Here is a 23,671-nt window from a genome sequence, read left to right as displayed (position 1 = left end):
CTGATTGGTGGGAGGCTATGTGAAACCAGTTTTGAGGGTGTTGGTTTTAGCGTTTGTTGAGCCTGTCGTGTTTGGGCTGGTGGTGTTTTTGGTGGCAGGCACGGCCTCGTACTGGCAGGGATGGGCTTTTCTGGGCGTGTATACCTTTTCGACATGGCTGCCCGGCATCTACCTTCTCAAGACGAATCCTGTTGCGCTTCAGCGGCGCATGCGTGGCGGGCCGATGGTGGAGACCAGGGTAGTGCAAAAGGCAGTGATGGCTGGGCTATGGTTATCACTTGCTGCAATGTTGGCAGTCAGCGCCTTAGACCATCGCTTCGGCTGGGCAGTTGTACCGGCGGCACTATCGTTGGTCGGCGACGGTCTTGTGGCAGGTGGCCTGAGTGTGGCGGCACTGGTGATCGTGCAGAACAGCTACGCTACAGCGACAGTGCAAGTCGAGCGCGACCAAAAGCTTGTCTCTACTGGCCTGTATCGACTTGTGCGCCACCCGATGTACACCGGAACCGCGATCATGATGGTCGGCATACCGTTGGCACTCGGCTCGTACTGGGGACTCATCTGCGTTGTACCCGGCCTGATTGTATTGGCCTTGCGCATCCGTGATGAAGAGAAACTGCTCCAGAAAGACTTAGACGGATATAGCGGGTACGCGCAGAAGGTCCGCTATCGCCTGGTGCCATGTATCTGGTAGCAGTTGCACGATCGAGCCAAGCCGGGTCTCACTTACGGTCGATGTCGTCGGCGTAGGTCTTACCGCTCGTCAGGCCAGCGCATTGCCAGAACCTGCTCCGCCGAGCTGGCGTGCCTAGCGACCCGCTGGCCCAGGCTGCTCACGGTTGGCGCGTCGAGCAAGTCGCGTACCACAAGGCGGATATCCATGGCCCTGTTGATCGCGGCGATTGCACGCATTGCGGCAAGAGAATCTCCGCCCAGCTCGAAAAACGACTCGTCGACCCCGATGCGGTCGATACCCAGCACCTGGGTGAAGATATCGGCCAGGATCTGTTCGAGCAGGTTGGCCGGTGCACGGTAACCACCACCGTTGTGTGATTCAGCCGCTGACACCGGCGAGGTAGCCGGCTGGCTCAGCATTGTCGCGCCTTCGGCGAGTTCGCCTGTCGACGACAGCCGCTGGGAGGGGTCGGTGGTCATCGCACCCAATACCCGTTTGTACTGGGCCATGAGCGTTTTGATGCTGGCGACGTCGAAAACATCCGTGCGGTATTGGACGCGAAGGTCCAGCTCGGCTCCAGGCACGGCTTGCATCGCCAGCGGGTAGTGGTAATAGTCGCGGACTGACAATTGGGTGACACCCAAGCCGTCGACGCTGGATATCTCGGCAGTGTCAACCGGGTAGTTTTCGTAAACAAGCACTGTGTCGAACAATCGGTAATGGCCAGTGATGCGGTGGATGTCCCTCAGCCACAGGTGCTGGTGCTCGAGGGTGTTGTTGTGAGCGCGTTGCAGCTGGTCCAAGAGGTCGGTGGTGGTGGTTGCTGGGGTGATGGTTGCACGCACCGGCACAGTGTTGATCAACAGGCCTACCATCGATTCGGCGCCGGCTACCTCGGCTGGCCTACCGGAGACGACGGCACCGAATGCGACATCGTGGCGGCCGGTCAGCCACATCAGCAGCTGCGCCCATGCGCCCTGCAGCACGGTGTTGACCGTGACGTGATGTGAGCGGGCCAGCTCCCAGATGGCACGAGTAGTCTCTTCGGGTACCAGGAATGATTCAACGCTTCGAGGCCCGAGCCCTAACCGATCCGGCGGGCCCACCAGCGTGGGGGATTCAAAGCCATCGAACACCTCACGCCAAACTGCTTGGGCTGCAGCGCGATCCCGACCCGCCAACCAATGAACGAACTTGCGGTACGGAACAGCAGCGGGTAGGCGCTGCCCGTAGTAGCTGGCGAAGATCTCCCGTAGCAGAATCGGCATCGACCATCCGTCGAGCACGATGTGGTGGTTGGTGAGCACAAACCGGTGCCGTTGTCCCGCGGCGCGGATCAATGCCACCCGGAAGGCCGGCTCATCGGCCAACTCGTAGACAGCGGCGCGTTCCTCGGCGCACACCCGCTGGATTTGCTCCTCGGCATCGGCGCGGTCACGGTCGAGCTCTAGGTAGCGCCACGGCGGGGCAGGGTCAGCAGGAATGACCTGCACCGGCTCGTCGAACCTATCGCAGAATCGGGCCACCAAGTTGGGATGGCGGGTGACCACCGTGTGCACCGCGTCGCGCAGCCGGTGCGGATCCAGCGGACCGACGATGGTGAAATCTAGTTGTACGGCGTACACATCGTCGCCGCTGCCCTTGGCGACGGTGGCGTGGAAGAGTAGTCCCTGCTGCAGCGGGGTGAGCGGCAAAACGTCAGCGACACGCTGCTGCTCTTGCAGCGCATCGATTTGCTGTTGGCTCAGCCGGGCAGGCGCAATATCCGACGGGGTCAATCCTCCGCCACCGGCGCGCACGTGCGCGCAGATACCGCGCAACGCCTCAAACCACAACCGGCTCAGCCTGGCAACCTGGGCGTAATCCAGCGCCGAGGGCGCCCAGGTCCAGTTAGCGTGTAGCTGCGGCCCGGCGTCGGACTCGATGATGCCAGCGTTGAGCTCCAGGGTGTGCGGCAACGGCACTGGAATGGCTGCGGCCGCGCCGGTCAGCGACAAACTCTGCGGGCTGATGCGCCACATCTCAGCGGACAGTTCGCCGGAGCCGCCCAGCCGGCCCAGGTAGTTGAATCCGATGGGCGGGTCCGATTCGGCGATGTCGACGTCATTGTTCAGATAGCGCAGCAGGCCATAGGTCAGGGGATTCGGCAGGGCGCGCAGCTGCTCTTTAGCGTGCTTGATGACCGCTCCCAGTGCTGCCTCGCCACCCATCACTTGCGTCCAGTCAGGGGCATTGACCGTTAACGACACCGGGTTTTTGGTGGTAAACCACCCTACCGTGCGCGAAAGGTGCACCTCTGGGGCAATATCCTCGTAGCGACCGTGACCCTCCACATCGATGCCGATGGGCGCGCCGGTGCATGAGAACTCCGCCACCGCCAAAGCGAAGCCGATGAGAAGGATCTCATGCACCCCTGCATGGAAGGCCGTTGGCACCTGCCCGAGCAGCATGCGGGTGGTCTCGACCTCCAGCTGCCGCGACAAGTACCCGGCGGTGGCGAACGTGTCTGTCTCGGGGTGGACTGCAGGCAGCACAGCTGGGGTCGCTGCGACCTGCCGCCACGCCTGCGCTTGGGCGACCACGTCCGGGCGGTGCGCATACTCGGTCAGCAACGACGCCCATCGGGCAAACGACGTTCCCGGCGGCGGCAAGGCGATCGGCTGGCCGCCACGGTGCTGGGCCCAGGCAAGGTTGAGGTCTTCCACCAGGATCCGCCACGACACCCCATCGACCGCTAGGTGGTGAATCAACAACACCAGCTGGCCAGTGGAGCTCACCCATAGCACGCTGAGCATCAGCCCGGCAGCCGGATCCAGCCGTGAGCGCGCGGTGATCAAGCTGTCATCGGAGAGCACCCCTACGGTGTGTAGGCAGGCCCGCGCGTCCACCGACCCCGGCTCGGGCACCGTCAACACCCAACCCCCCGCGCCGTCATCATCGACTCGTGCCCGCAACATGGCATGCCGATCCAGCAACGCCTGGACCAACACCGCCACGTCCGACTCGCTCGCCCCGGCAGGTGCTTGAAGCACCACCGCCTGGTTGAACTGCTCCACCGCGCCACCCAGGCTGCGCAGCCAGCACATGATCGGGGTGGCGGGCAACTGGCCGATCCCCTCATCGACCGCGCCATTGGCCGCCTCTCCCACCCGGGCCACTTGAGCCAGTCGGGCCACCGTCTGCTCGACGAAAACATCGCGCGGTCTCAGCAGCAGACCCGCGGCGCGCGCCCGCGCCACGACCTGCATCGAAAGGATGCTGTCGCCGCCCAACTCGAAGAACGAGTCAGCGACGCTGACCCGCTCCAGCCCGAGTACCTCACCGAAGATGCCAGCCAGAATTTCCTCGACCGCATCGGCCGGGGCCCGGAAACGTTCGGCATGCGTGTACTCCGGTGCCGGCAATGCCCGGGTGTCGAGTTTGCCGTTGACCGTCAACGGCAATACGTCCAGGACTACCACCGCGGCCGGCACCATATAACCCGGCAGCCGCTCGGCCAGCTTCTCGCGGATCGCGGCCGGCTCGGCGGTCCCGATGATATAGCCGACCAAACGCTTGTCACCCGGGCGGTCTTCGCGGGCGATCACTACCGCCTGCTCCACGCCCTCTAGTGCGCTCAGCGCCGCCTGCACTTCACCGAGTTCGATGCGGTACCCGCGAATCTTAACCTGCTCATCAGCGCGACCTAGATAATCCAGTTGGCCATTAGCACGCCAACGCACCAGATCTCCGGTGCGATACATCCTCGCCCCGGGACCACCGAACGGGCACGCCACAAACCGCGAAGCCGTCAACCCCGCGCGCCCGACATACCCGTACGCCAAGCCGGCGCCGGCCACATACAACTCGCCGACCACCCGGGCAGGCACCGGCCGCAACCACCCATCCAGCACGAAGAAGCCGAGATGGGCCAACGGCACCCCGATGGGGCTGGCGGCGTTGTCCACGTCGGTGTCGACGATCTGCCGGAACGAGGCATGCACGGTCGTCTCGGTGATGCCGTACATGTTGATCAGCCGCGGCGCTTTCGGATGGCTTTCTAGCCACTTCCCAAGCCGTTGCGGTTCTAGCGCCTCGCCGCCGAATACCACTGCCTGCAGCGCCAGTCGCTGTCTGCGGTCCCGGTGTTGAGTGTCGGCGGTTTGCAACGCATAGAACGCCGACGGAGTCTGGCTGAACATGCTGACCTGCTCGGCAATCAGCAAGGCGTGCAAGTCTTCTGGTGAGCGGACCACCGCGTCGGGAACCACCACCAGCCGGCCACCAAACAGCAAGGCGCCGAAGATCTCCCACACCGAAAAGTCGAACGCCAGTGAATGACACTGCGTCCACACCCGTCCCGTCGATAGCCCCAGCTCGGCGTCTAGGGTCGCCAGCAGCTGAGTCACATTGCTATGCGCAATCGCCACCCCCTTGGGGACACCCGTGGTGCCCGACGTGTAGATCACGTACGCGATCTCATCCGGCCCCGGTTGCGACAACGCAGAGTGGGGCTGGGCGGTAAGCGCAGCGTCGTTTATGTCGATGACCAGCGGCTCGACCCTACCCACGCGGTCAGCCAACGCGGCGGTGGTAATCACCGCCCGCGGCGCGGCATCCTCAAGCAAAAACCTGAGGCGGGCCAACGGGTGCGCCGGATCCATCGGCACGTACGCGGCTCCGGTTTTGAGTACGGCCACGATCGCGATGATCGCCTCGGCCGACCGGGGCATCAGCACCCCGACGCGCTGTCCCGGACCCACGCCGTGGTTGGTCAGAAGATGCGCCAACCGATTGGCAGCCTCGTCCAATTCGCGGTAAGTCATCGACCGACCGCCGCAGGTGAGGGCCTCTGACTCCGGGGAGCGGGCCACCTGCTCGGCGAACAGCGCAGGAATCGACACCGGCGCCGCCGTTGGCCGGGTCAACACCGCCCGATTACCCCAATCACCAAGCTGCGCGTGCTCGCTTTCGTCCAGCAAATCGATCGATGACAACCGTCGCGTCGGATCAGCCGTCACCGCCATCAACACCCGCCGCACCCGCTCAATCAGCGCCTCGATGCTGGGCGCATCAAACACGTCAGTGCGAAATTCCACTTCCCCGGCAATTCCGGCGGGCTTCCCACTCTCTGTCCAGTGTTCGGCCAGAGCAAACGTGAGATCCATCCGGGCAGTTCGGGTGTCGACCGGCAGTGGGGTAACCTCCAGATCACCCAGGGGCACCGCTGCGGCGGGCTCAGTGGTGTGCCGAGCGAAGTTCTGCCAGCCCAAGACGACCTGCACCAGCGGGGAATGGGTCAGGCTGCGGGTGGGGTTGAGCCGCTCGACCAACAGCTCGAAGGGCACATCCTGGTGCTCGTAGGCGGCCAGGCTGCGCGCCCGCACCTGCTCCAGCAGCTCGGCCATAGTTGGATCACCGGCCAGGTCGACCCGCAGGACCAGGGTGTTGACGAAGAATCCGACCAGCTCGTTGAGGGCCGGGTCGCGGCGCCCGGCGATAGGGAACCCGACGGCCACGTCGGAGCTGGCGCTGAGCTTGGAGAGCAGCACCGCAAGGGCGGTCTGCATGACCATGAAACTGGTGGCGTTGTTCTCGCGGGCGACCCGCGCCATCTGCTGCTGCAGCTCGGCCGGCCAGTTGACGGTCAACCGGGCGCCGCGGTGATCGGCCACCGGCGGATAGGGCCGGTCGGTGGGCAGATCCAGCCGCTCGGGCAGGCCGGCCAGGGCCTGCTCCCAGTAAGCCAGCTGAGCGGCGATCGGGCTTTGGCTGTCATCGACGTCCCCGAACTGCGCGCGCTGCCAAAGCGTGTAGTCGGCGTACTGCACGGGCAACGGAGCCCAGTCGGGAGCCCGCCCAGCACATCGGCCGGCGTAAGCCGCGCCCAGATCGCGCATCAGCGGGGCGATCGACCAGCCGTCGGCGGCGATGTGGTGCAGGGTGGCGACCACAACATGCTCATCGTCGGCAAGCTTGAAAAGCTTTGCCCGCAAGGGAATCTCGGCTGCAAGATCGAAGCTGTGCCGCACCGCTGTGTCGATGGCGTGATCGAGGTAGGCCGCTGTCCAACCGCCCGCATCAACAACATCCCAGCCAAAGTCAACCTGCTCACTGGGAACGACTACCTGCTGCGGTATCCCATCGACCGACACAAACAGGGTTCGCAGGCTTTCGTGGCGGCCCACCACATCGGCAAGCGCTTGGCCCAGCGCCTGAGCATCAAGGTGCCCACGCAGCCGCAGGGCCACCGCCATGTTGTACATCGGGGACGGCCCCTGCAACTGGTCGATGAACCACAACCGCTGCTGTGCAAACGACAACGGGATCATCGCGGGCCGCTCAACTGGCTTTAGCGGCTCGAGTCGCCTCGTCTGCTCACGGAGACGTGGAGCCAGCTGGGCGACTGTCGGCGCCTCAAAGACCGTGCGGACCGCAAGCCCGGCATCCAGACCTGCGTTGACAGCCGCCACCAGTCGCGTCGCCGACAGCGAATCGCCGCCCAGATCGAAGAACGAGTCATCGGCTCCGACCCGCTCTACGCCGAGCACCCGAGCATAGATTCCGGCCAGGATCTCCTCGACCGCAGTGGCCGGGGCGCGATACCGATCCGTATCGGTGTACTCCGGTGCTGGCAGGGCCCGGGTATCGAGTTTGCCGTTGACGGTCAACGGCAACGCGTCCACCACCACCACCGCCGCTGGCACCATGTAAGCGGGCAGGCGCTGCGCCAGCTGAATGCGGATTCCGGCCGGGGTCGCAGTGCCGGTGATATAGGCCACCAGCCGCTTGTCGCCGGGGCGGTCCTCGCGCGCGATTACCACCGCCTGCTCCACGCCCTCTAATGCACTTAACGCTGTCTGGACCTCGCCCAGCTCGATGCGAAATCCGCGGATCTTGACCTGCTCGTCGGCCCGGCCCAGATAATGCAGCTGCCCATCAGCGCCCCAGCGCACCAGGTCTCCGGTCCGATACATGCGCATTCCCGGCGTGCCCGCGCCACTGAACGGGCAGGCGACAAACCGCGACGCGGTCAATCCGGCCCGACGCACATACCCATACGCCAGCCCGCGACCGGCTACGTATAACTCGCCGACCACCCCTGGGGGCACCGGGCGCAACCATGCATCGAGCACGAACAACGCCGCCCCCGGAACCGGCGAACCAATCGGCACTGCCGATCCCGGTGTCAATGGCGCGCTGATCGCCACACACATTGTGGTTTCGGTAGGGCCGTAAGCGTTGATCATTACCCGCCCGGGCGCCCACCGCTCTACCACCTCGGCAGGGCAGGCCTCCCCGGCCATCACCAACGCTGTCGACTCCAACCCCTCTGGGGAGAGCACTTTCACCGCGGAAGGGGTCAGGGTGAGCACAGTGACCTGTTCGGCAACCAGCAGGTCGTGGAAGTCTTCCCGCAGGCCGGTCACCGACTCGGGCACCACCACTAGCCGACCGCCGCGCAACAGCGCACCGAAGATCTCCCACACCGAGACGTCGAAGGCCAAGGAGTGGCTATGGGTCCACACGCCCGTCGCCGGCAGGTCGGCATCCAACGACTCCAACAGTTGCGTGACGTTGTGGTGGGTGATCGCCACGCCCTTGGGCACCCCGGTCGTCCCCGAGGTATAGATCATGTACGCGATGTCCTCAGCTGCCGGGCCCGGCAAGGCGGTACTGGGTTGCGAGCCGACTGCGGGGTCATCGACGTCGATGACCAGCAACTCGTGCCCGGCCAGCCGTGACCGCAGCTCCCTGGTGGTGAGGGCGGCGATCGGCGCCGCGTCGTCGAGCATGAACCCGATTCGGGTCGGCGGCAGTGCCGGGTCGATCGGCAGGTAGGCCGCCCCGGTCTTGAGCACGGACAAAATCGCCACGATCGCCTCAGCCGACCGCGAAAACAGCAGCGCCACACATCGCCCGGGGCCAGCGCCGTAACCAACCAGCAAGTGCGCCAACCGGTTCGCCACCTCGTCAAGCTGGCGGTACGTCCAAGACCGGCCACCGCAAACCAGCGCCACGGCCTCTGGGGCCCGGGCCACCTGTGCACTGAAAAGTTCCGGAATCGACACCGGCGTGGCCGACGGCTGGGTCAACACCGCGCGATTTCCGATCTCATCGAGCCGGGCATGCTCAGCCCCGTCGAGCACATCAATCGACGACAACCGGCGATCGGGGTTCGCGGTCAGCGCCACCAATACCCGCCGCAACCGCTCGATCAGCGTTTCGATGCTGGCCGCATCGAACACATCGGTGCGAAACTCTACTTCCCCGGAAATCCCGGCAGCTTCCCCGGCCGTGCTCCAGTGCTCGCCGAGGGAGAACGCCACGTCCATCCGGGCGCTGCGAGTGTCAACAGGGAGCTGAGTAACCCGCAGGTTACCCAACACCAATCCGGCGGCGGGGTCGGTGTTTTGCCAGGCCATCATCACCTGCACCAGCGGGTGATGGCTCAACGACCTCGCCGGGTTGAGGCGGTCGACGAGCACCTCGAACGGCACGTCTTGGTGCTCGTAGGCGGCCAGGCTGCGCACACGCACCTGGTCCAGCAACTCGGCCACGGTGGGATCGCCGGCGAGGTCGACCCGCAGCACCAAGGTGTTGACGAAAAACCCCACCAGCTCGTCTAGGGCAGGATCGCGACGCCCAGCGATCGGAAACCCTACCGCCACATCCGAATTCGCGCTGAGCTTCCCCAGCAGCACTGCCAGGGCGGCCTGTACCACCATGAAACTGGTCGCGTTGTGTTCACGTGCCACCCGCGCGACCCGCTGCTGCAGCTCGGCGGGCCAGTTGACCGCCACCCTGGCGCCGCGCTGATCCGCAACCGGGGGGTAGGGCCGATCGGTGGGTAGGTCAAGGCGTTCGGGCATCCCGGCCAGTAACCGTTCCCAATAGGCGAGCTGGGCGGCGACGGGGCTGTCTGGGTCATCGAGATCACCCAGCTGGGCCCGCTGCCACAGTGCGTAATCGGCGTATTGCACCGGCAGCGGCTTCCAATCGGGGGCACGCCCCGCACACCGGCTGGCGTAGGCCATATTCAGGTCACGTGCCAATAGAGTGATCGACCAGCCGTCGGCTGCCACATGGTGCACCACAGTGACCAACACATGCTCATCGTCGGTGATGCGGAAAAGCCTTGCGTATAAAGGAATCTCGGTCGCCAGATCGAAACTGTGCCGCACCGTGGTGCCGATAGCCTCCTTCAGTTGGGTCGGCGGCCAGGCGGCGGCATCGACGACCTCCCACCCGAAGTCGGCCCGTTCGGCCGGAACCAGCACCTGCTGAGGTGTCCCGTCGACGGCCACGATCAGGGTGCGCAGGCTCTCATGCCGGGCCACCACGTCGGCTAGCGCGTGGCCCAAAGCCTGGGCGTCGAGGTGCCCACGCAGCCTCAAGGCCACCGCCATGTTGTAAACCGGTGAGGGCCCTTGCAACTGCTCCAGGAACCACAACCGCTGCTGAGCGAAAGACAGCGGGACTACTGCAGGCCGCGGGACTGCCACCACTGGCGCAAGCCGATGTCCGCCGTCGACATCGATACGCCGGGCTAGCTGAGCAACGGTGGGCGCCTCGAAAACTGTACGCACCGCAAGACCGGCGTGCAGGCCGCCATTGACCGCGGCGACTAGCCGCATCGCCGACAGCGAGTCCCCACCCAGCTGGAAGAATGGGTCGTCGACGCCGACCCGTTCGACACCAAGCACTTGGGCGTAGATGCCCGCCAAGATCTCCTCGACCGCATCGGCCGGGGCCCGGAAACGTTCGGCATGCGTGTACTCCGGTGCCGGCAATGCCCGGGTGTCGAGTTTGCCGTTGACCGTCAACGGCAATACGTCCAGCACTACCACCGCGGCCGGCACCATATAACCCGGCAGCCGCTCGGCCAGCTTCTCGCGGATCGCGGCCGGCTCGGCGGTCCCGATGATATAGCCGACCAAACGCTTGTCACCCGGGCGGTCTTCGCGGGCGATCACTACCGCCTGCTCCACGCCCTCTAGTGCGCTCAGCGCCGCCTGCACTTCACCGAGTTCGATGCGGTACCCGCGAATCTTAACCTGCTCATCAGCGCGACCTAGATAATCCAGTTGGCCATTAGCACGCCAACGCACCAGATCTCCGGTGCGATACATCCTCGCCCCGGGACCACCGAACGGGCACGCCACAAACCGCGAAGCCGTCAACCCCGCGCGCCCGACATACCCGTACGCCAAGCCGGCGCCGGCCACATACAACTCGCCGACCACCCGGGCAGGCACCGGCCGCAACCACCCATCCAGCACGAAGAAGCCGAGATGGGCCAACGGCACCCCGATGGGGCTGGCGGCGTTGTCCACGTCGGTGTCGACGATCTGCCGGAACGAGGCATGCACGGTCGTCTCGGTGATGCCGTACATGTTGATCAGCCGCGGCGCTTTCGGATGGCTTTCTAGCCACTTCCCAAGCCGTTGCGGTTCTAGCGCCTCGCCGCCGAATACCACTGCCTGCAGCGCCAGTCGCTGTCTGCGGTCCCGGTGTTGAGTGTCGGCGGTTTGCAACGCATAGAACGCCGACGGAGTCTGGCTGAACATGCTGACCTGCTCGGCAATCAGCAAGGCGTGCAAGTCTTCTGGTGAGCGGACCACCGCGTCGGGAACCACCACCAGCCGGCCACCAAACAGCAAGGCGCCGAAGATCTCCCACACCGAAAAGTCGAACGCCAGTGAATGACACTGCGTCCACACCCGTCCCGTCGATAGCCCCAGCTCGGCGTCTAGGGTCGCCAGCAGCTGAGTCACATTGCTATGCGCAATCGCCACCCCCTTGGGGACACCCGTGGTGCCCGACGTGTAGATCACGTACGCGATCTCATCCGGCCCCGGTTGCGACAACGCAGAGTGGGGCTGGGCGGTAAGCGCAGCGTCGTTTATGTCGATGACCAGCAGATCATGGCCATCGAAACGCTGGGCCAAATCTGCGGTCGTGACCGCTGCGACCGGCGCGGCATCCTCAAGAAGCAAAGCGACACGGGCCGGTGGGTGTGCCGGGTCGATCGGCACATACGCCGCCCCGGTTTTCAGCACCCCCAGAATCGCTACGATCGCCTCGGCCGACCGGGAAAACAGCAGTGCCACACGCTGTCCCGGACCCACCCCTCGAGCAGCCAATAGATGCGCCAACTGATTAGCCGCCTCGTCTAATTCCCTATAGGTCAACGAGATGCCACCGAAAGTCAGCGCCACAGCGTCGGGCGTGCGGGCCACCTGGGCGGCAAAGACTTCCGGAATCGACGCCGTCGCAGTTGGGGGCGCGTTCAGGACCCCGCGGTTGGCCCACCTATCCAGGTCGGTGCGCTCATCGGCGCCCATCGCATCCACCGACGACAGCCGCCGCCCGGGATCGGTGGTCATGAGGGTCAACAACTTCTGCAGTCGCTCGATGAGTGATTCGATGCCGGCCGCGTCAAACACATCGGTGTCGAATTCGACGCGTAGCCTCAGTTCGCTGCCCGGAATGGCTTGCACGGCAAGGGGGTAGTGGTTGTATTCGCGGTTGGTGATTTCGCTGACGGCCAACCCGTCGACGCCTGACAATGCAGTGACGTCGATTGGGTAGTTCTCGTATACGAACAAGCTGTCGAAGAGTTGCTCGTGACCGGTCACGCGGTGAATTTCGTTGAGCGCCAGATAATGGTGGTCGAGTGTGCGGTTGTGGGCGTCGTGCAACTGGTCGAGCAGCTCGGCAATGGTGGTCTGCGCCGTGGCCCGCGTGCGCACGGGCACCGTGTTCACCAAAAGGCCCACCATCGAGTCTGCGCCGGGAACCTCGGCAGGCCTACCCGATACTGTCGTGCCGAAAGCGACATCATGGCGGCCGGTCAGCCGCATCAGTAGCTGCGCAAAAGCCGCCTGCAGCACGGTATTCACGGTGGTGCGATGAGAGCGCGCCAGCTCGCTGAGAGCGCTGGTGGTTTCAGCCGGCACACCGTACGACGCAACGCCTCGCCGGCCCGGCCCTACGCGGCCCTGCGGGCCCACCAGGGTGGGGGTGTCGAAGCCGTCGAACACCTCACGCCAGGCCGCGCGGGCCGCATCAAGATCGCGACCGGCCAGCCAGGCGACGAAGTCACGATACGGCGGGGCAGCGGGCAGCCGCCGCCCGTCGTAGCTGGCGAATATTTCGCCCACCAGGATCGGCAGCGACCACCCGTCCGCCACGACGTGGTGGAGAGTCAGCACGATCCGGTGCAGGTTTTCGGCAGTGCGAACCAAAGCAGCACGGAAAGCTGGCCGGTCAGCGAGGTCGCCAACCTCAGCCAGTTCGGTGGCGACCAGCCGTCGGATCTGCTCATCGACATCTCCGCCGTCGACTACGACATACCGCCAGGGCGCCGCGGGATCGGCCGGGATGATCTGCACCGGCTCGTCGAACTGGTCGCAGAATCGGGCCGCCAGGTTCGGATGACGGTTGACCACCGTTTGCACGGCGTCGTGTAATCGGTGGGGGTCAAGCGGGCCGGCGACGGTGATATCGAGCTGCATCACGTACAGGTTGTCGGTAGCTTGTGCGGTGCTGGCGTGAAAGAGCAGTCCTTGCTGCAGCGGGGTCAACGGCAGCACATCAGCGACCTGGTAATGCTGCTGGATCTGCTCGATCTGCTGCTGGCTCAGGCGGGCCGGAAGGATGTCCGACGGCGTCAATCCGCCCCCACCGGCGAGCACATGTGCGCTAATACCGGCCAGAGCCTCAAACCACAGCTGGCTCAGCCGGCTGACTTGGTTGTGATCGAGCACAGAGGGTGCCCAAGTCCAGTGCGCCTGCAGACGCGGGCCGGTGTCGCTTTCGACGGTGCCCGCGTTAAGGTCCACGACGTGTGGCAGCGGTATGGGCAATGGCGCCGTGGTCAACGACATGCCATCATGGTCAATTCGCCACAACGCATCGGAGCTTTCAGCCGCTGAAGGACCCAAACGGCCCAAATAGTTGAACCCGATCGAAGGCTCAGCCCCGCCCAAGTTGACGTCGGCGTTCAGGTAACGCAGCAGACCGTAGGTCAGGCCGTCAGGCAGGGCACGAAGCTGCTCTTTGGCGTCTTTGACGACCTTCCCCAACGCCGCATCGCCGCCCGATACCTGCGTCCACTCCAGCGCGGCTACCGTCAACGCGACCGGGTGTTTGATGGTGAACCACCCGACTGTGCGCGACAGGTCTACATCGGGTGCGAGTTCCTCCTGCCGGCCATGGGCCTCGACATCGATGGCTATCGGCGCACCGTGGTTGTCGAGAAACTCCGCGAACGCGAGCCCGAACGCGATCAACAGAATCTCATGCACCCCGGTGCGAAACGCCGCGGGAGCCGCCCCGAGCAGGATACGGGTGGTCTCTGGATCGAGCTCCGCCGATAGATGCCCCGCTGTGGCAAATGTGTCCACCTGGGGACGCCTCGCGGCCAGCACCGCAGGCGTGGCCGCCACCTGCCGCCACGCCTCGGCTTGCCCCACGACTTCCGGGGAGTAGGTCTGCTCAGCTAGCAGCGCAGACCAGCGGGCAAACGACGTCCCCGAGACCGGCAGCCGCACGGTCTGACCGGCGCAGTGTTGAGTCCATGCGGTGTTGAGGTCATCTACCAAGATGCGCCAGGACACCCCATCGACAGCCAGATGGTGGATGATCAGCACCAACTGGTTCGCGCAGGCAACCCATACGGCACTCAGCATCGCCCCGGCGGCCGGGTTGAGTCGCGACCGCGCCGTGACGAGTGCCTCGTCAGAGAACGTGTCAACAGTGTGCAGGCATTCGAGAGCGTCCACCGACGCGATCTCGGGCACCCATAACCGCCATCCTCCGGTGCCGTCGTTCTCGACGCGGGCCCGCAGCATGGCATGCCGATCGAGCAACGCCTGCAATAGCACCACCGCGTCGGCCTGGGTTGCTCCAACGGGGGCCTGAAGCACCATGGTCTGGCTGAACTGCTCCACCGGGCCTTCCATGCCCAGCAGCCAGCGCATGATCGGGGTAGCCACCACCGGCCCGATACCCTCGTCGACCGGACCCGCGGCCCCGTCGGCCACCTTGGCCACCCGGGCCAGGCGGGCCACGGTCTGCTCGACGAACACATCACGCGGCCGGCAAAGCACACCGGCGGCACGAGCGCGGGCTACGACTTGCATCGACAGAATGCTGTCCCCGCCCAGTTCGAAAAAGGAGTCGTCGACCCCGACCCTCTCGAGACCCAGCACCTCGGCGTAGATGCTCGCCAGGGTTTCCTCCACCGCGTCGGCCGGGGCGCGGTACCGATCGGCATCGGTGTACTCCGGTGCCGGCAGAGCCCGCTTGTCGAGTTTGCCGTTGACGGTCAGCGGCAGCGCATCCAGCACTACCACCGCGGCCGGAATCATGTACTCGGGCAAGCACTCAGCCAGCGCGCTACGCGCCATGGCCGGATCGGCGGTGCCGGTGATGTAGCCGACCAGGCGTTTGTCACCGGGACGGTCCTCCCGGGCGACCACCACCGCCTGCTCCACCCCATCGCAATTGGCCAGCGCCGCGCGCACCTCACCGAGTTCGATGCGATACCCGCGGATCTTGACTTGCTCATCGGCGCGCCCCAGATAGTCCAGCTGACCGCCGGTGCGCCAGCACACTAAATCCCCGGTGCGATACATGCGCGCCCCAACACCGCCGAATGGGCAGGCCACAAACCGCGACGCCGTCAACACCGAACGACGCCAGTACCCATGTCCCAGCCCGGCGCCGGCCACGTACAACTCGCCGACCACGCCCGCCGGCACCGGCCGCAGCCACCCGTCGAGCACAAAGAAGGCAAGATGCCCCAATGGCACGCCAATCGGGCTGGCAGTGCTGTCGACGTCGTCGTCGACGATCTCCCGAAACGACGCATGCACCGTGGTCTCGGTGGTGCCATACATGTTGATCAGCCGTGGTGACCCGGGGTGATTGTCCAGCCAGGCCCCAAGACGCTGGGGCTCCAGTGCTTCGCCGGCAAACACCACGGCCTCAAGCTTGAGCTGCTCTCCCAACTCCGGCGCCAGCGCATCGGCGGTTTGCAGCGCATAAAACGCCGACGGGGTCTGGCTTAACACGGTCACCTGTTCGGTAACCAGTAAGGTGTGGAAATCCGCTGGTGAACGGACTACCGAATCGGGCACCACCACCAGTCGGCCACCGCGCAGCAGCGCACCCCAGATCTCCCACACCGAGACATCGAAGGCATAGGAATGCCACTGTGACCACACCTGTTCCGCCGCGAGCTCGCTGTCCACGGACTCCAGCAGCGCGAGGACGTTGTGATGGGCTACGGCGACTCCCTTAGGCACTCCAGTAGTGCCCGAGGTATAGATCAAATATGCGATGTCATCGGGAGCCGCCGCCAGCAGTGCGGTATTAGGCTGGGCCTCTACAGCGGGGTCGTTGATGTCGATGACCAGCAGATCATGGCCATCGAAACGCTGGGCCAAATCTGCGGTCGTGACCGCTGCGACCGGCGCGGCATCCTCAAGAAGCAAAGCGACACGGGCCGGTGGGTGTGCCGGGTCGATCGGCACATACGCCGCCCCGGTTTTCAGCACCCCCAGAATCGCTACGATCGCCTCGGCCGACCGGGAAAACAGCAGTGCCACACGCTGTCCCGGGCCCACCCCTCGAGCAGCCAATAGATGCGCCAACTGATTAGCCGCCTCGTCTAATTCCCTATAGGTCAACGAGATGCCACCGAAAGTCAGCGCCACAGCGTCGGGCGTGCAGGCCACCTGAGTAGCGAACACTTGGGGTATCGACACCGACGGGCGTGTCGGCGCCGTCAAGACCGCCCGATTCGCCCATCCATCCAGCCGGGCTAACTCATCCGCATCAAGCAGATCCACGCAGGACGTCGGCCGTTTCGGATCAGCGATCATCTCCGCCAGCACCTTCTGCAGCCGTTGCGCTAGGTCGACGACGTCCCATTTGGAGAAGACGTGCCCAGCTCCCGTGGTGCTGAGAAATAGCCGATCATCGTCCCTAAAAAAGACCAGCCCAAACTGATCTACCAGGCCAGCATGGGTCAGGGTGCCTGTTGCCAGAGCATCGGCTAAATATCCCATATGGGTAGCCGGGATGAAATTTACAACTACTCGATTTGACGCTTGGCCGGTGCCGCGGAGGCGCGATTTGTTCTCGATAACATTCACTGGAAACCGTTGGTGCTGTAGCGCTTCCCGTATTCTCATGTTGACGTGTTCACAAAAATTAGCGACGGTAGAACCCGCTGAGGTTTTCAAAACGAGTGGGACCACTCCGGAAATCATTCCGGGGACGGTCTTCGTTTCGGGACGCACACGTCTGCTCACCGGGAAATCGAGCACCACCTCGGAACCCGCATTCTCATACCCGCGCACCAGCAGCGCACAGGCTGCAGTAATCACAGATGAACGGCGCACGCCTAGGGCCTGTGACAACTTGTCGATTCCGGCAACCACAAGCGGGTCCAATTGAACTGGTGCGGACGTCTCATACGAGTCACGCTCGCGCGCGCCACTATCGGTCAACCGATAAGGCGGTTCGCTCTCTTGTGGAACGTTAGTAGCCCAATAAGCCTGATCTTCGAGATAGTCGGTGGATGCTTCGTACGCTAACTCGCAATCAACCAGATCACTCAGGGAACCGAAAAAAGCAGGGGGAACCGGGCTGCCTGAAGCGACTGCAGAATAAATATCTGCGATCCTATGACATACAAGAGCAAGACCGATTCCGTCAATGACTATATGATGACAGCACGCGAAAAAGTAAGATTCATCTGGCTGCGTCTGTAACAATGCAAACTTGAACAGCGGACCCCTGAGGGGCATCAGCGTGCGTTGGATCGCCGATGCGATACGGTGGGCTTCCTGTGCAGGATTCTGCGAATTCGTGAGGTCATAGCGAACAAGCTCAACATCGGGATAATCGACTAGCTTCTGGAACACCTGGCCGTCTACCTCGAAAAATGCGGCCCGAAGGGGTTCGGCCTCGTGCACCGTTTGACGGATCGCCCACTCCAGCAAATCAGTATCTACTGTGCCGTCGATTCGTAAAAGCTCCCCCAGTTGCCACTTGGCACCGAAGCGACCCGATTCCTCAGCAAGCCATATATCGAGTTGGCCGCGAGTCAGCGGAAACACTCGGTCGTCAGCTCTCATCCAACTCCCCCAAAACTCACGTTGTGCTTATCAGCAGCTGGGTGTTACTCATTCAGAAGCCCGGCTAGCGCCCAGCCTTCTGGCGCCCTTCTGCCGGGTATTGGCCCCCTCCTGTTCGCTGTAACCCGACATGCAGATCGGTCTGCTTCGCGACAAACCACCCGTGATCCGACTGGAACATCGGCGAAGCCCGCCATAAGGCTCTGTGTTGCGTTGGACCCCATGACCAGGGCGAAAAAGCCGTCATTCTCGTCATCAGACCGATTGATCTCCACGAGATCTCCTGGCTCCTAGTTAGGCATGGGTGGAACAACATTCAAACCTTACTGAAAACCCAAAGGATCGGTGCAGGATTTCGAGAAAGTCCTAACGTGATCTATTTAACGGGGTCTTCGCAATGAAGCTTGGTAGCGGTCGGGTGACACGGTTGTCTGCCTGACCTGGGGATGGGCCTGGGGCCTCATGATTCGTGGTGTTAGTGAACACGAATGGAAAGGCCCCAGGTGAATAACAACAGTAGTGCGATGGTGATGCTTGGACTGGAAGGCATGGCCGTGCTGGCGGTGTCCGAGCACGATGGTGAACTGGAGTGCGCGATTGAGACAACCGCGGCGATCGGCTGGTGTCCGGTATGCGGGGCGATCGCGCGGTTGCATGATCGCCGCCCGACGTGGGTGCGTGATTTGCCGGCCGGGGATCGACCGGTGACGCTGGTGTGGGTTAAACGCATCTGGCGGTGCGTGCATCCCCAATGTGAGCAGCAGACCTGGACCGAAACGCATCCGGCGATCGCGCCGCGCGCGTCATGGACCGAGCGGGCCCGCGCCCACGCCTGTCGGCGGGTGGGTCGTGACGGGCATGCGGTGGCCGCGGTGGCCCGCGAGTTCGGCGTCGGCTGGGCCACCGTGATGGCTGCGGTGCGCGACCATGGCGAGCCGTTGTTGCAGCGGGCATGCCCTGGCGCGGCGGCTACCGCGATCGGGGTGGATGAAACCGCGTTCACCCGAGCCAATGCGGTCCGTGGCACTGCGTTCGCCACGGGCATTGTTGACCTACATCGTGTCCGGCTGATTGATGTGGTACCTGGTCGGAGCCGGAAGGTGTTGGCGGACTGGCTTTCTGAACAGCCGGATGTGTGGGCCAGCGCAGTTACAGTGGCGGCATTGGATCCGTTCCGCGGCTATGGCGCCGCCCTGTCGGCCGGGCTGCCCAATGCGGTGCGGGTCCTTGATCCGTTCCACGTGGTGCGCCTGGGCTTTGCGGCCGTCGATGATGTGCGTCGCCGGGTGCAACAAGAAACGTGCGGGCATCGGGGCCGCCGCGGCGACCCGCTGTATGGGATTCGGCGAGTACTGCGCCGCGGCGCCGACAATCTCACCAAGCACGCCTGGGCGCGGCTGCTGTCTGGCATCGAAGCCGGCGACGATGATGGCCAGGTCGCCAAAGCGTGGGTGGCCGCCCAGGAGCTGCACGCGATCTACGGCTGCCGTGACGGGAGCCCGTCATGATTTCTGTGTAAGTCTGAGGTGACTTGACAACGAGTTATATTCTAACACAACGGAATCCGTCCGGGGAACAGTTTCGCCAGGGTGTTAAGCGCCACAGTCCAGTTGTAGGTTCCCGTCCCCGAATAGCCTCCTCTGTGGCTGGAGATGTTGCGCAACCCCAAGTACAGCAACTTGATCGCAGAGTCCTTGTCCGGGAAATGTCCGCGGTTCTTGGTGATTTTGCGTAGCTGGAAATTGATGGACTCGATCGCGTTTGTCGTGTACACGATCTTGCGTAGTTCCACCGGGTAATCCAGGAAGGCAATGAACTCTGGCCAGGCGCCCCGCCACACGTCGATCGCGCCGGGGTATTGCGCACCGAAATCGCGGTCAAACTCTTTGAGCGCGAGCTCAGCGGCATCTACGGTGGGCGCCGAATAGATGGCCCGCATCGACGAGGCGACCTTGCGGCGGTCCTTATACGACACGAACCGCATCGCATTGCGAATAACATGCACCACGCAGACTCCCGCTGTCAACCTCGGGTCGTGGGCATGATTGATCGCCGCGGCTGGCTGACTTTGCTCAGCGCGGGGGCGGGGTGGGGTTGTTAGGCGGCGGTGGCGCGGTGGTGGATGGCCGGGTCGTAGGGGTTGTGGTCGTGCCAGCAGCGCCACAAGATGCGACACCAGCGGGCGCCCAGGCCACGCAGGGCACGATGGTGTGGTTGGCCGGCGGCGCGGGCGTGTTGGTAGATGTCGGCCGACCAGAGGTCTTCACGGACGGCGACGAACATCCACCAGTCGATGGCGTGCCGCATCCGCCGGTTGGCGGCGTAGCGGAAGCGAACCTGACGTGTGCGCCCGGACACCTTGGTGACCGGAGCCAAGCCGGTCTCTGCCAACAATGACGGCGCCGAAGGAAAACGACTGCGCTCCTCACCCATTTCGGAGATCAACACGGCGGCGGTGACCGGTCCGATGCCGGGGAAACTGGTGAAGATCGGGGTGTCCGGGTGCGCCTCGAGCAGTTCGCCCAGTCGTTTGTCATGGGCTCGCAAATGGGTGTTGAGTAGAGCCAGTTGTTCGGTGAATGCTTTGGCCGCCAACGCTTTGCCAGCAACGGTGCCGTCGCTCGCCGATAGCAGATGCGGCTGCATCCGGGCGACAAGTGTCTCGGGTTTGTGCCGGCCACTGTAGCCGTGCCGGGACGTGAACGCGCCCATCCGCGCAGCGGTGATCCGGCCCGCCTGCACGGGAGTGGGATAGCTGCGGATGAAGGACAGGGTGATGTCCCGGTCCAGTGCAGAAAACAGGTGCAACGGGCACGGATGATAGGCATCCAAGATTGACCGCAGTCGATTCTCGGTGTCCACCTGCATATCCAGGATGCGTTGACGATCGCGGCTCACTGCGGTCAGCTCCGCTAGAAGCGGCGACGGAACGGCCAACGGCCGCCACTGGGCATACTGGTGACGCAACGTATCGGCCAACACATAGGCATCGAATTCGTCGGACTTGGCGGCCGCCATCCGATAGCGTTCGCGTGCTCGCGCCGAGATTTTCGGTGACACGCAATAAATTTCGGCATCGCAGTGGTGCTGGAGATATTCGACCAGTAGCCCTTCGGCCCGCTCGATCGCGATCCGGACCGCACCGGTGAACGAAGCAATCAACCCGACCAGGACGGCCAGACCATCGACGGTGTGAGCGACCTTGCGACTGAGCAGCTGCTGGCCGGTGCCATCCAGCACACACAGGTGATGGAAGCGCCCGCCCCAGTCGATCCCACACCAGAAGCTGTTCGGCCGTTGCAGAGTACTCTGATTCATTGCACTTGGATCCCTTTCAATGTGAAAGGTTCACCCTGCGATCGCGAGGCCTGCCCGGAACCTCATCTCGGCACTCACCGCCCACAGCGGTGGCGCTGCTCTCGCTGGCCGGTCCACGCCCCGCAGCCACCACGGGCGGACAGGTCTGCATGTGGACCTCGAAGGTGACGCGTTTGCGTGGGCCCTGCCCGTGGTGGTGCAGGTGAACGCCGAGACCATCCCGGCCGATCCATTGTTAATAGATGAGGTCTGGGTGATCGCCTGAGGCCACACGGCTTCGATGGCGGTCGGCAAGCCCTTCAGGCCGTCGCACACCACGATGCATACGTCCTGGGTGCCCCTATTTTTGATTTCCGAGAGCACGCGCAGCCAATACTTGGAGCCCTCCCCGTCGCCGTGCTCACCGGCCCACAGCCCCAGCACATCGCGGGTGCCGTCGACGGTGACGCCCAGCGCGATGTAGATCGGCCGGTTAGCGACGTTGCCATCACGGATCTTGACGTTGATCGCGTCGATGAACACCACCGGATACACCGGGTCCAGCGGCCGGTTGCACCACTCGCTCATCGCCTCGATCACCCGGTCGGTGATCGTCGAGATGGTCTGCTTGGACACCTGCGCGCCGTACACTTCGGCCAGATGCGCGGCGATCTCGCCGTGAGTTAAGCCCTTGGCGGACAACGAAATCACCAGCCCGTCGATCCCTGAAAGACGGCGCTGACGCTTGCGCACGATCTGCGGCTCGAACGACCCATCCCGGTCCCGAGGTATCGCGACCTCCACCGGCCCGACGTCGGTCAGCAGCTGCTTGGTGCGGGTGCCATTGCGAGAGTTGCCGCCATCGCGGCCGGCCGGATCATGCTTGGCGTAGCCGAGATGATCGTCCATCTCGCCCTCGGCCGCAGACTCGATGATGGTCTTCGTGAGCTGGGCCAGCAGCCCGTCCTCCCCGGTCAACCGCAGCCCCTGTGAGCGGGCCCGATCCACCAACTGACCGACCAGCTGCTGATCCAACTCATCCAGATCCACGACGCCGGTGTCCGGCGCTTCGACGCCCTTCTCGTCGGTGATCACATTAGTCACAGTGCTCTCCTTTTGTCTCAGGAGTTACACCGTTTAACTTATAACCCCTGATGGTGGACACCTGGCTGGTGGGACTGCTGGTCCCGCGGGAAGGATGTCCGTATGTCGGGTAAGCGTCGCAAGTACACCCTGGAGTTTCGGGAGCATGGACCATCCCGGGTTTCGTGCACACCTTCTTTTGAGGGAAGGATGGCACGATGGCAACGAGGTACGACCAGGACATGAAGGCCAGGGCGGTCTGGCTGGTCCGGGAGCATCGCGACGAGTACGACACCGAGTGGGCGGCGATGCGGGCCATCTCGGCCCGGTTGGGGATGATCGCGGAGACCCTGCGCAAGTGGGTGCGCCAGGCCGAGATCGACGACGGCCAGGCTGCTGGGGTATCGACGGCGGAGAGCCGGGAGTTGCGCGAGCTGCGTAAGAAGAACCGTGAGCTTGAGCAGACTATCGAAATCCTGAAGGCGGCAACAAGTTTCTTCGCGCGGGAGAGCGACCCGCGACACCGTTGATTTGTGAATTCATCGCCGAGCATCGTGCTCGGTTCGGGGTCGCTCCGATCTGCCGCGTGCTGAGCGAGCGTGGCTGCAAGATCGCCCCGAGAACCTTCTACGCCTGGCAGGCTCGCCCACCATCGAAACGGGTCTTGTGGGACATGACGGTCGCTGAGATCCTGGCCGGCTACTACACCCCCGATGCTGATGGTCGCCGCAAGCCCGAGTCACTCTACGGTGCGGCCAAGATGTGGGCTCACCTGCAACGACGGGGCATTCCGGTGGCCAAATGCACCGTGGAGCGTCTCATGCGGGCCAACGGCTGGCAGGGGGTGCGGCGGGTCAAGAAGGTCCGCACTACCGTGGCCGATCTCGCCGCGCAGCGGGCACCGGACCTGGTGGATCGCACCTTCGCCGTCGATGCCCCCAACCGGCTTCTGGTCGCCGATTTCACCTACGTTCGCCTGGTCACCGGGGTGTTCGTCTACACCGCGTTCGTCGTCGATGCCTACGCCGGGCGGATCCTCGGCTGGGCGTGCTCAACGACCAAGCACTCGTGGTTCGTCGAATCGGCGATCCGTCAGGCCGCAGCGCTGCGGGCCCGTGAAGGCCACCCGCTGGCGGGGTCGACGATTCACCACTCTGATGCCGGGTCGCAGTACACGTCGGTGCACTGCGGGGAGACGATCATGCTCGCCGGCATGAAGCCGTCGATTGGAACGGTCGGAGACGCCTACGATAATGCGTTGGCGGAGACAATAATTGGTCTCTATAAGACCGAAGCGATCCGGAAAGACTCACCGTTCCGAACCGGGCCGCTGCGCTCGGTGCACGATGTCGAGCACCTCACCGCCGACTGGGTCCACTGGTACAGAGCGCCACGAGGCGCTGTGGGATCGAATGGAGGTGAGAATCCTTCGTCTGTCCGCTGTCGCGGCAGCGGGTTGAAGCTGGGGGCAGCCTGATTC

4 protein-coding genes and 3 pseudogenes are annotated in these 23,671 nt (G+C 63.9%); 3 read left to right on the top strand and 4 right to left on the bottom strand.

The genetic code is table 11. From position 1 onward, the window contains the following. Window positions 1-19 precede the first annotated feature (19 nt). Complete coding sequence (locus MHEC_RS00655) at window positions 20-694, top strand: methyltransferase family protein (protein ID WP_048893357.1); 675 nt, start codon at window positions 20-22, stop codon at window positions 692-694. Between the two features lie 59 nt (window positions 695-753). On the opposite strand, the gene MHEC_RS00650 is transcribed toward MHEC_RS00655, so the two are convergent. After that, window positions 754-17,811 carry a non-ribosomal peptide synthetase gene (locus tag MHEC_RS00650; protein ID WP_082170011.1) on the bottom strand — a complete coding sequence of 5,686 codons (17,058 nt, stop codon included), beginning with the start codon at window positions 17,809-17,811 and terminating at the stop codon, window positions 754-756. 524 nt (window positions 17,812-18,335) lie between these two features. Here MHEC_RS00650 and MHEC_RS00640 point away from each other — a divergent pair. Beyond that, on the top strand, window positions 18,336-19,319 hold the full coding sequence (locus MHEC_RS00640) for an ISL3 family transposase (RefSeq protein ID WP_172442228.1): 984 nt from the start codon (window positions 18,336-18,338) through the stop codon (window positions 19,317-19,319). A 41-nt stretch (window positions 19,320-19,360) separates the two neighbouring features. On the opposite strand, the pseudogene MHEC_RS00635 reads toward MHEC_RS00640, so the two are convergent. From MHEC_RS00635 to MHEC_RS00625, 3 genes and pseudogenes are all read right to left on the bottom strand, one after another. Then, window positions 19,361-19,825, bottom strand: a pseudogene (locus tag MHEC_RS00635) (transposase); the annotation flags it as partial. A gap of 83 nt (window positions 19,826-19,908) precedes the next feature. Further along, entirely contained in the window at window positions 19,909-21,129 is a 1,221-nt protein-coding gene (locus MHEC_RS00630) for an IS110 family RNA-guided transposase (protein ID WP_071700283.1), read from the bottom strand. A gap of 234 nt (window positions 21,130-21,363) precedes the next feature. Next, a pseudogene (locus MHEC_RS00625) lies at window positions 21,364-22,158 on the bottom strand (IS256 family transposase); the annotation flags it as partial. A gap of 251 nt (window positions 22,159-22,409) precedes the next feature. On the opposite strand from MHEC_RS00625, the pseudogene MHEC_RS00615 reads away from it, so the two are divergent. Continuing rightward, window positions 22,410-23,587 (top strand): annotated as a pseudogene (locus MHEC_RS00615) (IS3 family transposase); the annotation flags it as partial. Window positions 23,588-23,671: the final 84 nt, after the last annotated feature.

The organism is Mycobacterium heckeshornense (assembly GCF_016592155.1).
GTDB lineage: Bacteria > Actinomycetota > Actinomycetes > Mycobacteriales > Mycobacteriaceae > Mycobacterium > Mycobacterium heckeshornense.
Note: the sequence above shows the minus strand (reverse complement) of the source record. Positions and strands in the feature narration are given on the sequence as shown.